This window comes from Streptomyces tibetensis (assembly GCF_007655005.1).
In the GTDB taxonomy this organism is placed as follows: domain Bacteria; phylum Actinomycetota; class Actinomycetes; order Streptomycetales; family Streptomycetaceae; genus Streptomyces; species Streptomyces tibetensis.
Genome location: NZ_SZVW01000014.1, coordinates 83,365 through 103,109 on the forward strand (window position 1 = coordinate 83,365; position 19,745 = coordinate 103,109).

Annotated in this window: 17 protein-coding genes; 7 read left to right on the forward strand and 10 right to left on the reverse strand. The window is 73.6% G+C overall.

The features are described 5' to 3' along the window. The first annotated feature begins 131 nt into the window (after positions 1-131). Both FDO69_RS24030 and FDO69_RS24035 read left to right on the forward strand, forming a co-directional pair. Positions 132-1,295 (forward strand): exonuclease SbcCD subunit D, encoded by a 1,164-nt coding sequence (locus FDO69_RS24030; RefSeq protein ID WP_104781927.1) that lies wholly within the window; start codon positions 132-134, stop codon positions 1,293-1,295. Next, positions 1,292-4,288, forward strand: coding sequence for an AAA family ATPase (locus tag FDO69_RS24035; RefSeq protein ID WP_104781928.1), 2,997 nt, complete (start codon positions 1,292-1,294; stop codon positions 4,286-4,288). The genes FDO69_RS24030 and FDO69_RS24035 overlap by 4 nt, the downstream gene beginning before the upstream one ends. Positions 4,289-4,290: 2 nt before the next feature. On the opposite strand, the gene FDO69_RS24040 is transcribed toward FDO69_RS24035, so the two are convergent. After that, positions 4,291-4,737 carry an Lrp/AsnC family transcriptional regulator gene (locus tag FDO69_RS24040; RefSeq protein WP_104781929.1) on the reverse strand — a complete coding sequence of 149 codons (447 nt, stop codon included), beginning with the start codon at positions 4,735-4,737 and terminating at the stop codon, positions 4,291-4,293. Positions 4,738-4,830: 93 nt separating this feature from the next. Here FDO69_RS24040 and FDO69_RS24045 point away from each other — a divergent pair, with 93 nt between their 5' ends. Next, the gene (locus tag FDO69_RS24045) at positions 4,831-5,304 is read left to right on the forward strand and encodes a rhodanese-like domain-containing protein (RefSeq protein ID WP_104781930.1); all 474 of its coding nucleotides are present in this window, start codon (positions 4,831-4,833) and stop codon (positions 5,302-5,304) included. A gap of 159 nt (positions 5,305-5,463) precedes the next feature. Next, positions 5,464-5,982 carry an immunity 21 family protein gene (locus FDO69_RS24050; protein WP_104781931.1) on the forward strand — a complete coding sequence of 173 codons (519 nt, stop codon included), beginning with the start codon at positions 5,464-5,466 and terminating at the stop codon, positions 5,980-5,982. An 88-nt stretch (positions 5,983-6,070) separates the two neighbouring features. Here FDO69_RS24050 and FDO69_RS24055 read toward each other — a convergent pair whose 3' ends face one another. Both FDO69_RS24055 and FDO69_RS24060 read right to left on the reverse strand, forming a co-directional pair. Continuing rightward, a complete protein-coding gene (locus FDO69_RS24055; RefSeq protein ID WP_104781932.1) occupies positions 6,071-7,762 on the reverse strand; it encodes a DUF885 domain-containing protein in 1,692 nt (563 codons plus the stop codon). Between the two features lie 31 nt (positions 7,763-7,793). After that, positions 7,794-8,285 carry an Lrp/AsnC family transcriptional regulator gene (locus tag FDO69_RS24060; RefSeq protein ID WP_030835643.1) on the reverse strand — a complete coding sequence of 164 codons (492 nt, stop codon included), beginning with the start codon at positions 8,283-8,285 and terminating at the stop codon, positions 7,794-7,796. Between the two features lie 61 nt (positions 8,286-8,346). Between FDO69_RS24060 and FDO69_RS24065 the strand changes: the two genes are divergently transcribed. Continuing rightward, positions 8,347-9,570, forward strand: a complete 1,224-nt coding sequence (locus tag FDO69_RS24065) for a trans-sulfuration enzyme family protein (RefSeq protein WP_420878535.1) — start codon at positions 8,347-8,349, stop codon at positions 9,568-9,570. A gap of 9 nt (positions 9,571-9,579) precedes the next feature. On the opposite strand, the gene FDO69_RS24070 is transcribed toward FDO69_RS24065, so the two are convergent. The 5 genes from FDO69_RS24070 to FDO69_RS24090 all read right to left on the reverse strand — a co-directional run bounded on the left by FDO69_RS24070 (position 9,580) and on the right by FDO69_RS24090 (position 15,744). Then, positions 9,580-10,836 (reverse strand): GNAT family N-acetyltransferase, encoded by a 1,257-nt coding sequence (locus tag FDO69_RS24070; RefSeq protein ID WP_104781933.1) that lies wholly within the window; start codon positions 10,834-10,836, stop codon positions 9,580-9,582. A 109-nt stretch (positions 10,837-10,945) separates the two neighbouring features. Then, complete coding sequence (locus FDO69_RS24075) at positions 10,946-12,520, reverse strand: alkaline phosphatase D family protein (protein ID WP_104781934.1); 1,575 nt, start codon at positions 12,518-12,520, stop codon at positions 10,946-10,948. A 152-nt stretch (positions 12,521-12,672) separates the two neighbouring features. Beyond that, positions 12,673-14,112, reverse strand: a complete 1,440-nt coding sequence (pdxR, locus tag FDO69_RS24080) for a MocR-like pyridoxine biosynthesis transcription factor PdxR (RefSeq protein ID WP_104781935.1) — start codon at positions 14,110-14,112, stop codon at positions 12,673-12,675. A 40-nt stretch (positions 14,113-14,152) separates the two neighbouring features. Next, the gene (locus tag FDO69_RS24085) at positions 14,153-14,983 is read right to left on the reverse strand and encodes an alpha/beta fold hydrolase (RefSeq protein WP_104781936.1); all 831 of its coding nucleotides are present in this window, start codon (positions 14,981-14,983) and stop codon (positions 14,153-14,155) included. Positions 14,984-15,090: 107 nt separating this feature from the next. Continuing rightward, a complete protein-coding gene (locus FDO69_RS24090; protein ID WP_104782085.1) occupies positions 15,091-15,744 on the reverse strand; it encodes an NADPH-dependent F420 reductase in 654 nt (217 codons plus the stop codon). A gap of 109 nt (positions 15,745-15,853) precedes the next feature. Here FDO69_RS24090 and FDO69_RS24095 point away from each other — a divergent pair, with 109 nt between their 5' ends. Next, entirely contained in the window at positions 15,854-16,738 is an 885-nt protein-coding gene (locus FDO69_RS24095) for an RNA polymerase sigma-70 factor (RefSeq protein ID WP_104781937.1), read from the forward strand. Positions 16,739-16,907: 169 nt separating this feature from the next. Next, positions 16,908-17,669 (forward strand): GntR family transcriptional regulator, encoded by a 762-nt coding sequence (locus FDO69_RS24100; protein ID WP_104781938.1) that lies wholly within the window; start codon positions 16,908-16,910, stop codon positions 17,667-17,669. A gap of 165 nt (positions 17,670-17,834) precedes the next feature. Here the strand turns inward: FDO69_RS24100 and FDO69_RS24105 are convergent, their stop codons facing one another. Beyond that, the gene (locus FDO69_RS24105) at positions 17,835-18,983 is read right to left on the reverse strand and encodes an ROK family transcriptional regulator (RefSeq protein ID WP_104781939.1); all 1,149 of its coding nucleotides are present in this window, start codon (positions 18,981-18,983) and stop codon (positions 17,835-17,837) included. Between the two features lie 89 nt (positions 18,984-19,072). Beyond that, positions 19,073-19,735 carry a response regulator gene (locus FDO69_RS24110; RefSeq protein ID WP_104781940.1) on the reverse strand — a complete coding sequence of 221 codons (663 nt, stop codon included), beginning with the start codon at positions 19,733-19,735 and terminating at the stop codon, positions 19,073-19,075. Positions 19,736-19,745 lie beyond the last annotated feature (10 nt).

Genomic DNA, 19,745 nt, shown 5'->3' on the forward strand with positions numbered 1-19,745 from the left:
GCGGCGGTCCGGGGTTCGTGGTGGACCAGGTGCCCACAGGCGTTAGCGTGGTGGGCTGACAGCGGGCCGGACCGGCTCGTTGTGGCCGACGAACGGACAGTAGGGGGAGACATGCAGGTCGGAGCGGCGTCTTGAGGCTGCTGCACACCTCCGACTGGCATCTCGGCCGGGCCTTCCACCGGGTGAACATGCTCGACGCCCAGGCCGAGTTCATCGGCCACCTCGTCACCACCGTGCGGGAGCGTGCCGTGGACGCGGTGGTCGTGTCGGGGGACGTCTACGACCGGGCGGTGCCGCCACTCGCCGCGGTCGAGCTGTTCGACGACGCCCTTCACCGCCTCGCCGACCTCGGCGTGCCGACGGTGATGATCTCCGGCAACCACGACTCGGCCCGCCGGCTGGGCGTCGGTGCGGGGCTCATCGGGCGGGCCGGCATCCATCTCCGTACGGAACCTTCGGCGGCCGGCACTCCGGTCATGCTGGACGACGCCCACGGCGAGGTCGCCTTCTACGGGCTGCCCTACCTCGAACCGGCTTTGGTCAAGGGCGAGTTCGGGGTGGAGAAGGCGGGGCACGAGAGCGTGCTCGCCGCCGCCATGGACCGGGTCCGCGCCGACCTCGCCGCGCGCCCGGCCGGCACCCGCTCCGTCGTCCTCGCGCACGCCTTCGTCACGGGCGGCGAACCCAGTGACAGTGAGCGGGACATCACCGTCGGTGGCGTCGCCGCGGTGCCGGCCGGGGTGTTCGACGGCGTCGACTACGTGGCACTGGGCCATCTGCACGGCTGCCAGACCCTCACCGATCGCGTCCGCTACTCCGGTTCACCGCTGCCCTACTCCTTCTCCGAGGCCGCCCACCGCAAGAGCATGTGGCTGGTCGACCTGGCCGCGGACGGCTCCGTGGATGCCGAGCGCGTCGACTGCCCGGTGCCCCGCGCCCTCGCCCGGATCCGGGGCACGCTGGAGGACCTGCTCGCCGATGCGGACCTGACACGGTACGAAGAGGCCTGGGTCGAGGCGACCCTCACCGACCCCGTACGCCCCGCCGACCCGATGGCCCGGCTCACCGCACGTTTCCCGCACACGCTCAGCCTCGTCTTCGACCCCGACCGCGACGAGGACGACTCCGAAGTGTCGTACGCCCGGCGCCTGGCCGGCCGCAGCGACCAGCAGATCGCCGAGGACTTCGTCGCCCATGTGCGCGGCGCCGGACCCGACCCGCACGAACAGGGCGTGCTGCGCGACGCGTTCGACGCGGTACGGGCGGACGAGACCGTGCGGGAGGTGGCCCGGTGAGGCTCCACCGGCTCACGGTCACCGCCTTCGGGCCCTTCGGGGGCACGCAGAGCGTCGACTTCGACGAGCTGTCGGCGGCAGGGCTGTTCCTGCTGCACGGACCCACCGGCGCGGGCAAGACATCCGTCCTGGACGCCGTCTGCTACGCCCTCTACGGTTCGGTTCCGGGCGCCCGGCAAGGCGGCGGCCAGGGCACGGCCCTGCGCAGCGACCACGCCGCGCCCACGACCCGCACCGAGGTCACCCTCGACCTCACCGTCGCCGGGCGCCGCCTTGAGGTCACCCGTCAGCCGCCCTGGGAACGCCCCAAGAAACGCGGCACCGGCACCACCCTGGACAAGGCCCAGACCTGGCTGCGCGAGCGCGACGCGACCACCGGGGCCTGGAAGGACCTCAGCCGCTCCCACCAGGAGATCGGCGAGGAGATCACCCAGCTGCTCGGCATGAGCCGGGAACAGTTCTGCCAGGTCGTGCTGCTGCCGCAGGGCGACTTCGCCCGGTTCCTGCGCGCCGACGCCGAGGCCCGCGGCAAACTCCTGGGCCGCCTCTTCGACACCCGCCGCTTCGCCGACGTCGAAAAGCGCCTCGCCGAGCGGCGACGCACCACCGAGTCCCAGGTGCGGGACGGGGACGCGGAACTGCTGGCCGACGCCCACCGCATGCAGCAGGCCGCGGACGCCGCCATGGAACTGCCCGACCTCGCCCCGGGCGAACCGGGGCTCGCCGAGGCCGTGCTGAGTGCCGCCGCCGTGGCCCGCAGCACCGCCCGCGAGCAGCTCACCGTCGCCGCGTGCACGCTCACCGCGGCCGAGTCCGTGCAGGCCGCCGCCGGCCGCGCCCTGGACGAGGTACGCGAACTGGCCAGGCTGCAAAGGCGGTTCGACGAGGCACAAGAACGGGCGGCGCGCCTGGAGCAGGGAGCCGAGGCCTACCGGGAGGCCCAGGCCCTCATGGAGCGGGCCCGCAAGGCCGAAGCCGTCGCACCCGCCCTCGACCTTCGGGAAGCCTCCGAAGCCGAACACCGCCGGGCGGCCGCCGCCGAGGCACGCGCGCGTGCCCTGCTGCCGGAGACCTTCGCCGACGCGGGTGCGGCCGGACTCGCCGCCGCCGCACGCCGGGCCGCCGAGGAACTGGGCGGGCTCGACTCCGCCCGCCGTGCCGAGCGACGACTGACCGAACTCCTGGACGAGCGCGCCGGCCTGGACCGCCAGGAACGCGCCGACGCCGACCTCCTGCAGGAGGCGGAGGCCTGGCTCGACGGCTGGGAGGAGCGGCGCACCGTACTCCAGACCCGCGTCGACTCCGCGCAGCAGGCCGCCGCCCTCGCCGAGCAGCTCGGCGCACGGCGTGAGCCCGCGCAGCAGCGGCTGCGGGCGGCCCGCACGCGCGACCGGCTCGCCCAGGACACGGACCGGGCCGTCGACCGGGTCCGCACCGCGCAGGACGAGACGCTGCGGGCCAAGCAGCACTGGCTCGACCTCAAGGAACAGCGTCTGAACGGCATCGCCGCCGAACTGGCGGCGAACCTCACCGACGGCGAACCCTGCGCCGTCTGCGGCGCCACCGAACACCCCGCCCCCGCCCGCAAGGTCGCCGGGCACGTGGACCGGGAGGCGGAGGAGCACGCCCTCACCGCCTACCAGCGCGCCGACGAGCAGCGCGCCGAGGACGAACGGCGCCTCGGCGACGTACGGGAGGCGCTCGCCGCCGCCACCGCGGAGGCCGGTGACACGCCGTCCGGACAACTCGAAGACGACCTCGCCGACTTGGAGGAGCGGTACGCGCAGGCCCGTCGTGCCGCGGCCGAGCTGCACGCCGCGCAGGAGCGGCTGCGGCAGGCCGGACAGGAGCACGAGCGCCGCCTCGCCGCCCGGCAGGAGACCGCCGTGCGGACCGCCTCCCGGATCGGTCACCGGGAGCGCCTGGACCGTGAACGGGCCGCGCTGGAGGAGGAGCTGGACCGGGCACGCGGCTCCTCGGACAGTGTCGCCGCGCGGGCCGCGCAGCTGGAGCGGCGGACCGCCCTGCTCACGGATGCCGCCGACACCGCCCGCGTGGCCGAGGACACCGCCCAGCGGCTCAAGGACGCCGACGCCCGGCTCGCCGACGCCGCCTTCCGGGCCGGCTTCGAGACCCCGCAGGCCGCGGCCGACGCCCTCCTCGACCGCGCAGCCCACCGCGAACTGCAACGCCGCCTGGATGCCTGGGAACACGAGCAGGCCGCCGTACGGGTCGTCCTCGCCGAGGCCGACACGGCCGCGGCGGCCCGCGAGCCGCGGGCCGACCCGGACGCGGCGCAGCAGGCCGCCGACGCAGCGGTCCGGCGGCTGCGGGACGCCGCCTCCGCCCATGACGCCGCCGAGCGGCGCTGCGCCGACCTCGACCGCCTCTCCGCCCGGGCGACCGCCGCCGTACGCCGGCTGGCGCCGCTGCGCCAGGAGTACGACCGCGTCGCCCGCATGGCCGGCCTCGCCGCCGGCACCTCGGCGGACAACGAACGCCGGATGCGCCTGGAGTCGTACGTCCTGGCGGCCCGGCTGGAGCAGGTCGCCGCCGCCGCGACCGTCCGGCTGCGCCGCATGTCGTCCGGCCGCTACACCCTCGTCCACTCCGACGACCGCACCGGACGCGGCCGCAGCGGACTCGGACTGCACGTCGTCGACGCCTGGACCGGCCGCGAACGCGACACCGCGACCCTGTCCGGCGGCGAGACGTTCTTCGCCTCGCTCGCCCTGGCCCTCGGCCTCGCGGACGTCGTCACGGACGAAGCGGGCGGGGTGCGGCTGGACACCCTCTTCATCGACGAGGGCTTCGGCAGCCTCGACGACCAGACCCTGGACGAGGTCCTCGACGTGCTCGACTCCCTGCGCGAACGCGACCGCAGCGTCGGCATCGTCAGCCACGTCGCCGACCTGCGGCGGCGGATCCACGCCCAGCTCGACGTGGTGAAGGGCCGGTCCGGATCGGCACTGCGGCAGCGCGGTGCCGGCTGAGGTCAGCGGCCCAGGGGGCGCCGGGGGAGGGGCGAGGAGTACACCACGCTCGTGGTCACCGAGCCCAGCGCCCCGATCTTCCCCGACACCTCCTCCAGGTGGCGCATCGAGCGGGCCGTCACCTTGATGACGAAACAGTCGTCGCCCGTGACGTGGTGCGCCTCAAGGATCTCGGGCGTGACGGCGACCAGGTCGTGGAAGGGCTTGTAGTTGCCGTTCGGATACCGCAGACGCACGAACGCCAGGATCGGCAGGCCCAGCCGCTCGGGGTCGACGACCGCCGCGTAGCCCTGGATGACCCCCGCCTCCTCCAGACGGCGCACCCGCTCGGTCACCGCGCTCGCGGACATCGACACGGCACGGGCCAGTTCGGCGAAGCTGGACCTGCCCTCCCGCTGGAGGACGTCCAGGATGCGCCAGTCGGTGGCGTCCGGGGAATACTCGGTCATGTCCGAGAGATAGCAGGGGAATCCCCGGCAGATCAAGCAGAGCGCCGGGGATCGTCACTTCAGGGTCGGGCCGGGCGGCCGTAGTTTTGCCGCATGACCACCACCGTGAACCCCGTCCTGCGCGTCGCCCCCGCCGCTCCGGCCGAGGCCGCCGCCCACTTCCGCGCCGGTCTCGCCTTCCACACCGACGTGTCCGACGTCGCCGCCGCACTCGACTCCGGTGGCGACCCCGGCTTCGTCCTCGTCGACACACGCTCCACCGAGGCCTGGGACCAGGGCCACATCCCCGGCGCGCTCCACCTGCCGACCGGGCTCGTCCCCGAGCGGGCCGGGCAGCTCCTCGACCCGACGGTGCCGGTCGTGACGTACTGCTGGGGCCCCGGCTGCAACGGAGCCGCCCGCGCCGCCCTGGCCCTCGCCGAACTCGGTCACCAGGTCAAGGAGATGCTCGGAGGCTTCGAGTACTGGGTGCGTGAGGGGCTGGAGTTCGAGACCTGGCAGGGTCGCGAGCGCCGGGCCCCGGACCCCCTGACGGCCCCCGTGAACGCAGGCGACTGCGGTTGCTGAACCCGTCAACGCCTCCTGCACCACCCGATACGCCGTCTGCTCCTCACCCGCTCCTCGATCTCCGTCGGACACGGCCCCTTGCCGTCCGCCACCTGCGAAGCCGCCGCAGCCGCCACCCCTGCCCCGGTGCGGCGAGTCAGCCCTGTAGGTTCTTGCGTCATGGTGCGATACGCGGAGCCGGGCGCTGTGGAGTGGGTGGAGTCGGGCGGGGGGCCGCTGATAGCGGTACCGGAGACCGTCCTGCCGTTCTGGGCGGGCGCCGACGGCGAGGAGACCGCCTCGGACTACGACCGGGCCTGCGAGGTGGACGGCCACGTCGGCTTCCTCCCCGTCGGCGACTGCACCGCGCTGGTCCTCGGCGACGAGCCCGCCGCGACCGCCTATCTGCCCGACCACGGCATGTTCGTCCGCTGGTGCGCCGGCGACTCCGAGCACGAAGTCCTGGCGAGCGTCCCCCCGGCGACCGCCATGGCGCAGTGGGGACCGGAGACGACGTGGAAGGTGCCCGGGCCCGTCCGCCTCTTCGACGCGGCCTGGCCCGGGACGAGCCTCGCGGACACCGACCAGGTCCGGGTCGCTCTGGAACCCGGCACCTACACGGTCCGCACCGCACGGGTCCAGCCGGGCCCTGAGACCTGGCTGGACTTCATCCGGCTCCACCTGCGAACGCCGCGCTGACGGACGCCCTGCGGGGGCGCGGGGAACCGCGCGACCGGCCACGACGGACCGCACCCGCCGGACGACGCGGCATCCCCCGATGCGCGAACTACAGCTGCGACAGCTCGTCCACCAGATCGTCCAGCCCCAGCGACCCCTGCGACAGCGCCGCCATGTGCCAGGCCTTCGGGTCGAAGGCGTCGCCGTGCCGCTTGCGGGCGTTCTCGCGGCCCAGCAGCCATGCCCGCTCGCCGAGCTTGTAGCCGATGGCCTGGCCCGGCATGGACAGGTAGCGGGTCAGCTCGCTCTCCACGAAGTCCGCCGGCCGGCTGCTGTGCGAGCCGAAGAACTCCTGGGCCAGCTCGGCCGTCCAGCGCTCGCCGGGGTGGAAGGGCGAGTCGTCCGGGATCGTCAGCTCCAGGTGCATGCCGATGTCGATGATGACGCGCACGGCCCGCATCATCTGCGCGTCCAGGTAGCCGAGCCGGCGCTCCGGGTCGGTCAGGAAGCCCAGTTCGTCCATCAGCCGCTCCGCGTACAGCGCCCAGCCCTCGGCGTTGGCGCTCACCATGCCGACGCTCGCCTGGTAGCGGGAGAGGTTCTGTGCCACGTGCTTCCACTGGGCCAGCTGGAGGTGGTGGCCGGGCACGCCCTCGTGGTACCAGGTCGACACCAGGTCGTAGACCGGGAAGCGCGTCTCGCCCATCGTGGGCAGCCAGGTGCAGCCCGGGCGGGAGAAGTCGTCCGACGGCGGCGTGTAGTAGGGGGCCGCGGCGCTGCCCGGAGGGGCGATGCGCGACTCCACCCGGCGCACCCGCTCGGCCAGGTCGAAGTGGGTGCCGTCGAGCGCGTCCATCGCCTCGTCCATGAGGCTCTGCAGCCAGACGCGGACCTCGTCGACGCCCTCGATGTGCGTGCCCTGCGCGTCGAGGTGGGCCAGCGCCTCCCACGGCGTACCGGCGCCCGGCAGGATCTTCTCGGCCTCGCTCTTCATCTCGCCGAGCAGGCGGTGGTACTCCGACCAGCCGTAGGCGTACGCCTCGTCCAGGTCGAGGTCCGTGCCGTTGAAGTAGCGCACCCAGCGCGCGTACCGCTCCCGGCCCACCACGTCCGGCGCGCCCTCGATCGCCGGCGCGTACACGTCCCGCATCCAGTCGCGCAGCCGCACGACCGCCTCGGTCGCCGAGCGGGCGGCGGTGTCCAGCTCTGACCGCAGGGCCTTTGGGCCGGCCGCCGCGTACTGCTCGAACCAGCCGCGCCCCTCGCCGTCCGCGTCGGCCCACTCACCGAGCTGCGTCACGAAGGTGGCGGTGGCTCGGGGGCCGGCGTACAGCTTCCGCTCCAGGCCGAGCGCCAGGGACTCCCGGTAGCCCTCCAGCGCGGCCGGGACCCCGCGCAGCCGCTCGGCGATAGCCGCCCAGTCCTGCTCCGTCTGCGCGGGCGTCACGGTGAAGACCTGCCGCACCGCATGGGCGATGGAGCTCAGGTTGCTGACGGAACGCAGGCTCTCGTCGGCGTCGTGCACCGCGAGTTCGGCGCCCAACCGCTCGCGCAGCAGCCGCGCGCACCGGCGCTCGATGTCACTGTCCGCGCCGGGCAGCCGCTCGGCCTCGTCCAGCCGGGCCAGTGTCCGCCGCGCCAGCTCGGCAAGTGCCTCCTGGCCCGCCGGCGAGGTGTCGGGCAGCCTGCTCGAACTCTCCTTGTCACCGAGGAACGTACCGGTGATCGGGTCGAGGGCGACGAGCTCGTCGACGTAGGCGTCGGCGACTTCCCGGGGCAGCTGGCTCTTGATCTCAGACATGAGGCCATCCTCGTACGACGGACCGCGCACGTCACGCGGATTGAGCCGAGGGCGAAGGCGGCAGCAGCGGGCCGCACTCCCACTGCTGGAAGATCAACCGGGTCTCCACCCGCGCCACCTCCCGTTGCGACGTGAACTCGTCCAGCACCAGCCGCTGCAGGTCGGCCATGTCGGCGACCGCGACATGGACCAGATAGTCGTCGGGACCGGTCAGGTGGAACACCGTCCGTGACTCCGGCAGGACCCGGATCCGCTCCACGAACGGCCCCACCAGCTCCCGCCGATGCGGCCTGACCTGTACCGACAGCAGGGCTTCCAGCCCTCGCCCGAGCTTGGCCGGATCCAGCTCCAGCCGGTGCCCGAGGATCACGCCCGAGCGGCGCAGCCGCGTGACCCGGTCCAGACACGTCGACGGCGCCACCCCGACCTGCGCGGCGAGATCCCGGTACGTCGCCCGGGCGTCGTTCTGCAACAGCCGCAGCAGATGGAGATCCACCGGATCGAGTACGACAGATTCAGCCATCGGCCGAACGTAGCACGGGAGACGCACGCGGTAGCCCGCTCGATGTTCACCCTTGCCCACCATGGACATGGACACAACGAGCACGCGCACCCACGACGACATACGCATCGCACCGCGAGCCCTCGCCACCGAGGCCGTGCACGCCGGGCGGGACGACCTCGCCCGGCAGGGGCTGCACGCCCCGCCGATCGACCTGTCCACCACCTACCCGTCGTACGACAGCCGCGGCGAGGCGGCCCGCATCGACGCGTTCGCCGGCACCGGTGCCGAGCCGGACGGCCCGCCCGTCTACGGGCGGCTGGGCAACCCGACCGTCGCCCGCTTCGAGACCGCCCTGGCCCGTCTCGAGGGCACCGAGGCCGCGGTCGCCTTCGCCAGCGGCATGGCCGCGCTCAGTGCCGTCCTGCTCGTCCGCGGCTCCATGGGCCTGCGGCACGTCGTCGCCGTACGCCCCCTCTACGGCTGCAGCGACCACCTGCTCACCGCCGGACTCCTGGGCACGGAGGTGACCTGGACCGACCCGGCCGGCGTCACCGACGCCCTGCGTCCGGACACCGGAATGGTGCTGGTCGAGTCCCCGGCCAACCCCACGCTCGCCGAGGTCGACCTGCGGGCCGTCGCACACGCCTGCGGCTCGGTGCCGCTGCTGGTGGACAACACCTTCGCCACGCCGGTCCTCCAGCGCCCCGCCGAGCACGGTGCCCGGCTGGTCCTGCACAGCGCCACCAAGTACCTCGGCGGCCACGGTGACGTCCTCGCGGGCGTGGTCGCCTGCGACGAGGAGTTCGCGGGCCGGCTGCGCCAGGTGCGGTTCGCCACCGGCGGAGTCCTGCACCCGCTGGCCGGCTATCTGCTCCTGCGCGGCCTGTCCACCCTTCCCGTCCGGGTCCATGCGGCCTCGGCCACGGCGGCCGAACTGGCCCGCCGCCTTGCCGCCGACCCGCGGATCGCCCGGGTGCACTACCCGCGCATCGGCGGCGCGATGGTCGCCTTCGAGGTGCACGGCGACCCGCACGAGGTGATCGGCGCGGTACGCCTGATCACCCCGGCGGTGAGTCTCGGCAGCGTCGACACCCTCATCCAGCACCCGGCCTCCATCAGCCACCGCATCGTCGACGCGGACGACCGCAAGGGGGCCGGCGTGAGCGACCAGCTCCTGCGCATGTCGGTGGGCCTGGAGGACGTGGACGACCTCTGGTCGGATCTCGACCAGGCGCTGGGGCGCCCCGTCAGGGGCGCGGGGAACTGCGCGACAAGCCACATGGAACCCGCACCCGCCCACTGACGATCACCCCTACGGTGCGGAGGCGCTCCCCAGCTCCTCCGCACTCCTCACGACCGCCTCACCCAGCCGCGCCGTGATCACCAGCGTCCCCTCCTCGACCTGGTAGTCGAGAGGCAGCCCCAGCCCGCGCATCGCGGCCACCATCCCCGTGTTGGACGCCTGCGTCACGGCGTACACGCTGGAGCACCCCGCCTCGACGGCCATGGCCACGAGCCGCGACAGCAGCTGCGCCCCGACACCCCGCCGCTGCCACGCGTCCTCGACGAGCAGCGCGACCTCTGTCTCGTCCCCGTCCCACAGGAGGTGACCGAGCCCGACGACCCGCCCGGAGGCCGTCTGCACGGCGAGGGTGCGGCCGTAGCGCGGACTGAGCAGGTGGTTGAGGTACCGGTCGGCGTCACCGACGGGCCCGTGATAGCGCAGCCTCAGCGTGTGCGCCGAGCAGCGGTCGTGCATCGCGCGGGCCGCTTCGAGGTCACGAGTGTCGGCCCGCCGCACGGTGATGTCGCTGCCCTCGGCGAGCGTGAGCAGGTCCCGGCCGTGCGGCAGACGCGGTCCGAGCCGGGCGTCGAGTTCCACCAGGGCCCTGGCCCGGGCGAACTCGGTGGGGGTGAAGGGCAGATACGGCCGCTCGACGGTGATCACGCCGCCTTCCGGGCCGCGCAGCCGCATCACGGTGTCGTCGAGGGCCCCCTCCACGGGAACGCCTCCCGTGACCTGGCCGCCGCCGGCCGGGGCGGGCCGGGACCGGATCGTGCACCGGCCGAGCAACTGCCGCAGGGCCAGCGGCAGTTCCGCCGAGTCCAGGGCGGTGCGGGCGGCGAGTCCGAGGACCCGGGTCGGCGCGTCCACCAGGTCGTGGGCGTCGGCCCGCTCGATCCAGGTGTCGGTGCCACCGGCCGACTCGACGGCCGCGGTGACCTCGGACGCCGGGAGACCGGCCGGGCCCCGCAGCAGGAACTCGTCGACCGTGCCCGTGGCCAGCGGGTGCGTCTGCAGGCTCAGGATGTCGACGCGCAGCCCGGACAGGGCACCGCACAGCGCGGCCAGTGACCCCGGTTCGTCCTGCACCGTGGTCCGCATCCGCCACAGGGTGTTCGCCCCCGGCACCGGCTCCGGTGCCGGGGACTCGATATCACTCGTGGGCGGTGCGTGTTCCTGGCGTCGTGTCCGCCAGGCGTGGAACGCCGCCGTGGCCCGCCGCCACGAGGTGGCGGGGCGGCAGTTGTCGTCAGGGTGCGTCACTTGAGTCACTTCTCGCGTCATGCACCCACTGTGACGGAACGGTGTTGCGTGATCGCGAACGCATTGTGACCGATGGGTAAAGGGGGCAGTCTGCCCCCTTTATGGACGCTTCAAACGTTGAGTTCCGTACCTACTGGCCGACCAGGCCCGGCTGGAGGGTCTGGGAGAACAGCACGGTGCCGTCCTGCTCCCGCAGACGTACCGTCAGCTCGCCGCTGTGGCCGTCGATGTCGACTTCGCCGAAGAACTGGAAGCCACCGGCGGGGGAGACGTTGGCGGTGGTCGGTGCCTTCACGAACACGCGGTCCGGGCCGAAGGTGCCGTCCAGCGCGTTCGCGGGGAAGGCGCCCGCGTTGAGCGGACCCGAGACGAACTCCCAGAACGGCTCGAAGTCCGTGAAGGCGGCCTTCGACGGCTGGTAGTGCTGCGCCGAGGTGTGGTGCACATCGGCCGTCAGCCACACCGTGCCCGTGATCCGACGGTGCTTGACGAACCGCAGCAGTTCGGCGATCTGCAGCTCGCGGCCGAGCGGCTCGCCGGGGTCGCCCTGCGCGACGGCCTCGATGTTCGCCTTGCCCTGGGTCGGGTCCGGGACGACCAGTCCGATCGGCATGTCGGAGGCGATCACCTTCCACACCGCCCGGGAGCGGGACAGCTCGCGCTTGAGCCACTCCAGTTGTTCCCGGCCGAGGATGCCCTGCGGATCGGTGGTCTGGTCGTCGGGCGAGTTCGCGTTGCGGTAGGTGCGCATGTCCAGGACGAACACGTCCAGGAGCGGGCCGTGGTGCTGCACCCGGTAGACCCGGCCGTCGGGGCGGCGCAGTGTGGAGATCGGGAAGTACTCGGAGAAGGCTTGCCGGGCACGCGCGGCAAGTACGTCGACGCGCTTCTCGGTGTACCGGGTGTCGGTGAGGATCTCGCCCGGGTACCAGTTGTTGACGACCTCGTGGTCGTCCCACTGGACGATGGACGGCACCCGGGCGTTGAAGGCCCGCAGGTTCTCGTCCAGCAGGTTGTAGCGGAAGTTGCCGCGGAACTCCCTGAGCGTCTCGGCGACCTTCGCCTTCTCCTCGGTCGTGACGTTGCGCCAGGTCCGGCCGTCGGGCAGGGCCACGCTCTCGGTGATCGGGCCGTCGGCGTAGATGTTGTCACCGCTGCAGAGGAAGAAGTCGGGGTCGAGGGCGCCCATCGCGTCGTAGATGCGGTAGCCGCCGGCCTCCGGGTTGATGCCCCAGCCCTGCCCGGCCAGATCGCCGGACCAGACGAACCGCACACCGTCGCGGCGTTTGGCGGACACCGTGCGGAAGGTGCCGGTGACCGGCTCACCGACGCGGCGCGGGTCGTCCGGGTCGGCGAGCAGCACGCGGTAGTGGATCTGCTCGCCGGACGGCAGACCGCGCAGCCGGGTCGTGCCGGTGAAGTCGGTGCCCGGACCCAGCAGCGGGCCGTGCCATCGGTGCGGGTTGCGGAACGACTCGGTAGCCGACGTCTCGACGATCATCCTGGCCGGACGGTCGGAGCGCACCCACACCAGCCCGGAGTCGGACGTCACGTCGCCCGCCTGCACCCCCCACCCGGCCGTCGGGCGCCCGGAGCGTGCGAAAGCGGGCGCCGCGCCGAGAGCGGTGGGCAGGGACAGGGCCGCCGACGCGGCGAGGGAGCCACGCAGGACGCTGCGGCGTCCGGGCAACGGACGGTGGGACATGGATACGCCTCCGGGGACGGGATCCGGCCAAGTGTGCAGAGCCACACCTACTGGCACATCGCGGCGCACACACGAACCCCAAGTGAACAACCGACCGCAGGGTGAGGGAACGCGCGAACCGGCCGCCTCACCCGGCCGCCACACTGGTCGCCTCACCCGGTCGCGGCGTGCGCCATCAGCCGCACGCCCTCGGCGACCCGGGCGGGCGGCACATGGGCGTAGCCGAGGACCAGCCGAACCTCCCCGGCCGCCCCGGGCCCGGTCGGCGCGTGGGCGTAGGCCGAGAGCGGGCGCACCGCCACCCCCGCCTCCGCCATGCGCGTGAGGAACCGCTCCTCGGGCCCGTACCGCCGAGGCAGAGTGGCGATCACGTGCAGGCCCGCGGCGATCCCGGACACCTCCGCTCCGGGGAAGCGGGCGTCCAGGGCCGCGACCAGCGCGTCGCGCCGTTCGCGGTAGGCGCGCTGGCAGCGGCGCAGCTGGCGGTCGTAGTCGCCGCGCTCCAGGAAGCGGGCGAACACCGCCTGGTCGAGGGCCGGGTGGCCGAGATCCATCGTGCGCTTGCGTTCGACAACCTCCTCCGTCCAGGACTCCGGCACCAGCAGCCAGCCCAGTCGCAGGCCCGGCGCGAGGGACTTGCTGACCGAGCCCGTGTAGGCCACGTGGTCCGGGTCGAGGCCCTGGAGCGCCCCGACGGGGGCACGGTCGTAGCGGAAGTCGCCGTCGTAGTCGTCCTCCAGCACGATGCCGTCCACGGATCGCGCCCAGTCCAGCAGTTCGGCGCGCCGCCGGGCCGAACAGGCGATGCCGGTGGGGAACTGGTGGGCCGGGGTCGTCACCACGGCCCGTACGCCGGACGCCCGAAGCGGCTCCAGGGCGACGCCCTCGTCGTCCAACGGCAGCGGCACGGCGGCGACCCCGGCCGACGCGTACAGCGCGTCGTGCTGGGGACTGCCCGGGTCCTCCACGCCGACGGTGCGCATCCCGCGCGCGTGCAGCGCGAAGCCGAGCAGCGCCGTCGCCTGGGCGACGCCCGAGACGACCACGATCCGCTCGGGGTCGGCCACCACGCCCCGTCGCCTGGCGAGCAGTTCGGCCAGCGCGGTACGCAGTCTCGGCAGCCCCCGCGGATCGGGGTAGCCCAGGTCCCGGTGCGGAAGTTCCGCGAGCACGGCGCGCTGCGCGGCGGCCCAGGCCGCGCGCGGGAACAGCGCGAGGTCCGGTGTCCCGGGCACGAAGTCCGCCCGGGCGCCGGGCGAGCGCGGAGCGAGATCGCGCGCCCGCGGCCGCGCGGCCCGTACGGCCGCGCCCACCCATGTTCCGGCGCCCCGGCCGCTGCGCAGATACCCCTCGGCCGTCAGCTGCCCGTACGCCTCCGTGACCAGCCCGCGTGACACTCCCAGGTCCGCCGCGAGGTCCCGGCTCGACGGCAGCCGGGTGCCCGGCGCGAGGCGGCCCGAGCGGACCGCCTCGCGCAGTGCGGCCTGCAGGGAACGGCCACGCGTGCGTGCCGGGGCCGAAGCGGCCGGGAGCAGCAGCTCCCAGGCGGCGGACGCCGCACCTCCACCCGGGTTCCTCCGCGTCGGCCTCATGAGGGGAGACCTCAGGGGCTCCGCAGCCCTCCTCGCGGAGTCAGCGGCTGCCGTCGAGCACCACCCGGGCCACCAGCGCCGGATCGTCGTTCATCGGGACGTGCCCGCAACCGGGCAGCCGCACCAGCCGGGCCCCGGGTATGACGCTCTTGGCGCGCACGCCCTGGCGGGGGATGAGCAGCCGGTCCCGGTTGCCCCAGGCCAGGGTGACCGGTGTCCCCACGATGTCGTCGGTGAACTGCACCGTCCGGCCGGAGCGCAGCGTCTCGGAGAACCCCTGGGCGCGGGCCAGGGCGAGCGTCTCGGCGACCACGGCCTCGGGTGAACGGCGGCCCGGGCGGGCGTAGATGGTGCTCGTCAGCAGGGTGCGGCCGAGGGCCGGGCGGGCCAGCCGCTCCACCAGGGGCGGCGGCATCCGCCGGGCGATCTGCCGCATCGCCGTCAGCACGGTGAAGGCGTAGCGGCGCTCGGCGTCGTTCCAGAACCCGGCGGGGGACAGGGCGGTGACGGAGCGGACGAGCTGCGCCCGGGCCAGGTCCAGTGCCAGCAGACCGCCCAGCGAGTTGCCCGCCACGTGCGGCCGGTCGATCTCCAGGGCCCCGAAGAGGGCCGTCAGGACCGTGCTCATCGTGGGCAGGTCGTGTGCCATGCCGTCCGGGAGCGCCGGCGACTCACCGCAGCCCGGCAGGTCCACGGCGATCACGTCGCGTTCGGCCGCCAGCGCCGGGATCACCGGGTCCCACACCTGCCGGTGGTGGCCGATGCCGTGCAGCAGGAGCAGCGGTTCGCCGCTGCCCCGGCGCGTGTAGGACAGGGTCACGCTCTGCTCGCCCTGCGCGGAGGCGACTGTGAAGGAGACGGTGGCGGACATGGGGTGCTCCTCGGCTGTACTCGCTGACGGACGCCGTAGACAGCTTGTCAGCAATTGCTACCGGCGGGTAGCCCCATGGGTGCGCCACCTTCGCGGCGTCGGCCCGTTCACCGCGACCGGCGCACCTCCAGGTTGAACTCGCCGTGCCCGAACTTCTGGAACAGTCCGACCCACAGGGGCAGCCACATCTCCACCGCGCGGGCCGCCCGGATGCCGCCGAGGTCCAGCACCCGCTCCGCCGGCCAGCCGAACTCCCCGAGCAGCGCCGTCACCTGCTCCCTGGCACCCGGGTCGTCCCCGCAGACGAAGACGTGGTGCTCGCCCGGCACGCTGCCCGGATCCACCATCACCCGGCAGTTGACCGTGTTGAGCGACTTCACCACGCGCGCGTGCGGAAAGGCCCGCTGGATCTGCTCGCCCACGCTGTCCGACTCGACGGGGGACAGCCGCAGCTCGCCCTCCTCGAAAGCCAGCGGATTGGACACGTCCACGACGACCTTGCCGTCGATGTTCTGCGCGCCCGCCGCCTCCAGTGCGGCCAGTGCCACCCGGCCGCCGACCGCGTTGACCAGGACCTCCCCGAACTCCGCCGCCTGCGCGAACGTCCCCGCGCCCGCCCGGGGGCCCGCGGCGGCGGCCCACTGCACGGCCGCCGTGTTGTCCGGCGTGCGCGAGCCGAGCCGCACCTCGTGCCCCAGCCCCACCAGCCGTCCGCCGAGCGTGCGCCCGACCTGTCCCGTGCCCAGCACCCCGTACCGCATCGCCACCTCCGCAGCCGTACCGCCGATCACCGGTGTCCTGTCGGCCATTCTGTCCGGGAAGTGACGATTCCGCCTGGACAGGGCCGCAGGGGTGGGCTGGGATGGAGACGTGACCACCGAGACCCCGACCGACGTCTTCGAAGCACACCGCCCCGTCCTGCTGGGCGTCGCCTACCGGATGCTGGGGCGCGTGGCCGACGCGGAGGACGTGGTCCAGGAGGCCTGGCTGCGCTGGTCCGGCAGTGACCGCGGCGACGTGCGCGAGCCGCGCGGCTACCTCGTACGGATCACGACCCGCCTGGCCATCGACCGGCTCCGCCGGATCAAGGCCCGCGGCGAGACGTACGTCGGCCCCTGGCTGCCCGAGCCGTACGTCACCGACTTCGGCGACACCGTGCCGGACACCGCCGAGCGGGCCGTGCTCGCCGACTCCGTCTCCCTCGCCGTGCTCGTGGTGCTGGAGTCGCTGTCACCGCTGGAGCGGGCCGTGTTCGTGCTGCGCGAGGCCTTCGGCTTCCCCCACGCCGACATCGCCACCATGCTCGACCGCGGCGAACCGGCGGTGCGCCGGCTGGCCGGGCGGGCCCGCAAGCACGTCGAGGAGCGGCGCCCGCGCTACGAGGTCGACCCCGCCGAGCGCCGCGACCTCACCGAGCGGTTCCTCGCCGCGGCGGCAGGCGGCGACCTCGAAGGCCTGATGGCGCTGCTCGCCCCGGAGGTCCGGCTCGTCGGCGACAGCGGCGGCAAGTCGCGGGCGCCGCTGCGGGTCCTGCAGACCGCCGACAAGGTGGGCCGCTTCCTCGTCGGCGCCGCGCGGAAGAGCCTGCCCGGCCTGTCCGTGCGCTTCCTGGAGCTCAACGGCGGCCCGGCCGCGCTGATCCTCTCCGGCGGCAGGCCCGACTCCGTCTTCCAGATCGATGTCGCCGAGGGCCGCGTCCAGTCCGTCTACATCATCCGAAACCCCGACAAGCTACGGTCCCTGACGGCCTTTTAGGCGCTTCGTCGGGGCCTGTCCACGGCCCTTCATGAACGCCCCGTGAACGTTCCCGGCCATTGGTCTTGACCAAGAATCAGGGCCGCCCTATGGTCGCAGAGAAGTGCAACAACCTTTAATAAACAAGGGCGAGAAAAGGCCGCCGACCACGGCGATTGCGGAGGACAGGGTGGGGACCACGCAGCTGGAATCGGTGCAGGAACCGAAGTACTGGCATCTCAAGACCGTGCTGAGTGAGGCGCTCGACTCGGAGTTCTCGGTCGGCGAGATCCTGCCCAACGAGCGCGACCTCGCGGCCCGCTTCGGTGTCGCCCGCGCCACGCTCCGCCAGGCCCTGGAGCAACTCGAACTCGAAGGCAGGCTGCAGCGGCGCCGCGGCGTCGGTACGACCGTCGCGCCGCCGCGCATGGGCGTCTCCCTCGGCACCGGCCCGCACACCTGGCCGGGCGGCCCCGAGGACGCCTGGCAGCCCGCCGACTGCACGGCGGCCGCGCCGCCGGCGAGCGTCGCCGACGTGCTGGAGGCCGGCCGGGGCGAGCCCGTGCACATCGTGCGGCGCTCCCGCGTCTCGCACGGCCGGCCGGTGGCCTCGGAGCTGCTGTACGTCCCGCAGCCCTCGGTGCCCGAGCTCTCCGGCATCGACGCGCCGTCCGGAGCGGCACGCGCGCGTGCGGTGCTGCGGGAACTGCAGCGGCTGGAGCTGGAGCGGCGGGAGAACGCGGTGGAGCTCGGCTCCGCCGGGGCCGAGGAGGCGAAGGAGCTGGACCGGCTGCCCGGGGCGCCGGTGCTTGTCGTCACGACCCGCTTCATCGCCCTGGGGCGTACGGCTGCGCTGTCCGTGGCGACCTATCGCGCTGACACGTGCCGACTGACCTTCGGCGACTCGGGGAGCGTGGAGATCCACGACGGGCCTCAGCGGAAGGCGTCCTGAGCTTCGCGCCGCGGGGGTGCGGTGCGTCGGGGGCCGCGCGTTCGGTGTGGTTGATCGTGCAGTTCCCCGCGCCCCTGAAGAGGGCGTTGCTCCACCGCGTCGCGGGGGTGTGGTGCGTCGGGGGCCGCGCGTTCGTTGTGGTTGATCGTGCAGTTCCCCGCGCCCCTAAAAAGGGCGTTGTTCCACCGTGAACAACTGCTCCTCCACGCGGTCCAGGGCCAGGCGTAGGGCGCCTGTCGCGACGGCTGCGTCTCCCAGGGCGGAGAGGGTGACCTCCGGGGGGCGCAGGCAGTAGCGGGCGAGTTCCTCGCGCAGGGGGGTCAGGACGCCGTCCAGGCCCGCCGCCCAGCCGCCGATGACGACCAGCTCGGGGTCCAGGGCGAGGACGAGGGCCGCCACGTCGTGGACCAGGCGCTGGATGAAGCGGTCGACGGCCGCGCGGGCCCGCCGGTCGCCCTCGCGTGCCTGCGCGAAGACCGCGGCGACGGCCTGCTCGTCGAGCGGGTGGAGAGGCTCGTCCGTGGTGGACAGGAGCGTCTCGGGCGTCACCCCCCGGCCCAGCAGATGCAGCGCCCCGATCTCGCCGGCCGCCCCGCCGTAGCCCCGGTGCAGCCGCCCCCCGATCAGCGAACCGGCACCCGGGCTGAGCCCCGCCAGCACGAAGACCACGTCGTCCGACTCGGTGGCCGCGCCCTTCCAGTGCTCGGCGACGGCAGCGGCGTTGGCGTCGTTCTCGACCAGGACCGGGCACGTGAACGACCGGCCCAGCCGCTCGCCCAGCCGCAGCCCCGTCCACCCCGGCAGCGCCGTGCCGAGCCGCACCGTGCCGTCGGCCTCGACGATCCCGGGCGTCGCCACGCCCACGGCCCGCAGCGATCCGCGGGCGACCCCGGCCCGTCGCAGCAGCTCGGTGACCGCCCCGCGCAGCCGCTCCAGCCGCTCGTCTGCCTCCGCCGTCTCGGGCACGTCCTTCGCCTGGGCGCCGATCACCCGGCCGTCCAGGTCGGACAGCAGTGCCGCCACCCGATGCGCCCCGATCTCCAGCCCCATCAGATGCCCGGCCTCCGCCCGGAACCGGAACCGCCGCGCCGGACGCCCCTGCCGCCGGGCAGCACCCTCCTCGGCCGCCTTCTCGACGACCAGCCCGGCCTCGATGAGCCCCTCGACCACACCCTCGACGGTCGGCCGGGACAGCCCCGTCACCCGGGTGATCTCGGTCAGCGTCGCGCAGTCCGTGGCACGCAGCGCGTGCAGCACCACCGCGGAGTTGATCCTTCGCAGCAGCGAGGGATCCCCGCCGGTCAGCCGCCCCACCGTCCGTCCTCCCAGGTCGTGCGCGTGTTGGCCGGATCGTACTTCGGTACGGCACACCCCGGCGAGGGGCAGGCACCCGCCCCAGGCGGTCAGCCCGGCGCCACGAATCCCGACTCGTACGCCGCGATCACCGCCTGGGTGCGGTCCCGCGCCCCCAACTTCGCCAGCACTGAGCTGACATGCGACTTCACGGTCTCGGTCCCCACGACCAGCCGGGTGGCGATCTCCGCGTTCGACAGCCCCCGCGCCATCAGCCGCAGCACCTCGGCCTCCCGCTCGGTCAGCTGGGCCCGCTCCAGCACGGCCCTGGCCGCACGGTTCCCGCCGGCGTCGCCGTACTCGGCGGCGAGCTGCCGCACCGAGGCCGGGAACAGCAGCGACTCGCCCTCGGCGATCAGCCGCACCGCGTGCACGATCTCGGCGGGCCGGGCCCGCTTGAGCAGAAACCCGTCGGCGCCCGCCCGCAGCGCCTCGTACACGTACTCGTCGTTCTCGAAGGTCGTCACCACGAGGATCCTGGGCGGATCGTCTACCGTCCGCAGCAGCGCCCGGGTGGCCTCGATGCCGTCCAGCAGCGGCATCCGCACGTCCATGGCGACCACGTCCGGCCGCAGCCGCCGCACCAGCGGGATCACCGCCGCCCCGTCGGCGGCCTCCCCGACGACCTCGATGTCGGGCTGTGCCTCCAGCACGGCCCGCAGACCCGCGCGCACGAGGGGTTCGTCGTCGACGAGGAGAACGGTGACCGGCATCCGGTCAGCC

Excerpts from the sequence above, each read along its gene's own strand:
- FDO69_RS24070 (WP_104781933.1), bottom strand. The coding sequence starts at position 10,836 with ATGACGCGAGAAGTGACTCAAGTGACGCACCCTGACGACAACTGCCGC.
- FDO69_RS24110 (WP_104781940.1), bottom strand. The coding sequence starts at position 19,735 with ATGCCGGTCACCGTTCTCCTCGTCGACGACGAACCCCTCGTGCGCGCG.
- FDO69_RS24060 (WP_030835643.1), bottom strand. The coding sequence starts at position 8,285 with ATGGCTGAATCTGTCGTACTCGATCCGGTGGATCTCCATCTGCTGCGG.
- FDO69_RS24065 (WP_420878535.1), top strand. The coding sequence starts at position 8,347 with ATGGACATGGACACAACGAGCACGCGCACCCACGACGACATACGCATC.
- FDO69_RS24040 (WP_104781929.1), bottom strand. The coding sequence starts at position 4,737 with ATGACCGAGTATTCCCCGGACGCCACCGACTGGCGCATCCTGGACGTC.
- FDO69_RS24055 (WP_104781932.1), bottom strand. The coding sequence starts at position 7,762 with ATGTCTGAGATCAAGAGCCAGCTGCCCCGGGAAGTCGCCGACGCCTAC.
- FDO69_RS24075 (WP_104781934.1), bottom strand. The coding sequence starts at position 12,520 with ATGTCCCACCGTCCGTTGCCCGGACGCCGCAGCGTCCTGCGTGGCTCC.
- FDO69_RS24085 (WP_104781936.1), bottom strand. The coding sequence starts at position 14,983 with ATGTCCGCCACCGTCTCCTTCACAGTCGCCTCCGCGCAGGGCGAGCAG.
- FDO69_RS24045 (WP_104781930.1), top strand. The coding sequence starts at position 4,831 with ATGACCACCACCGTGAACCCCGTCCTGCGCGTCGCCCCCGCCGCTCCG.
- FDO69_RS24090 (WP_104782085.1), bottom strand. The coding sequence starts at position 15,744 with ATGCGGTACGGGGTGCTGGGCACGGGACAGGTCGGGCGCACGCTCGGC.
- FDO69_RS24050 (WP_104781931.1), top strand. The coding sequence starts at position 5,464 with ATGGTGCGATACGCGGAGCCGGGCGCTGTGGAGTGGGTGGAGTCGGGC.
- pdxR (WP_104781935.1), bottom strand. The coding sequence starts at position 14,112 with ATGAGGCCGACGCGGAGGAACCCGGGTGGAGGTGCGGCGTCCGCCGCC.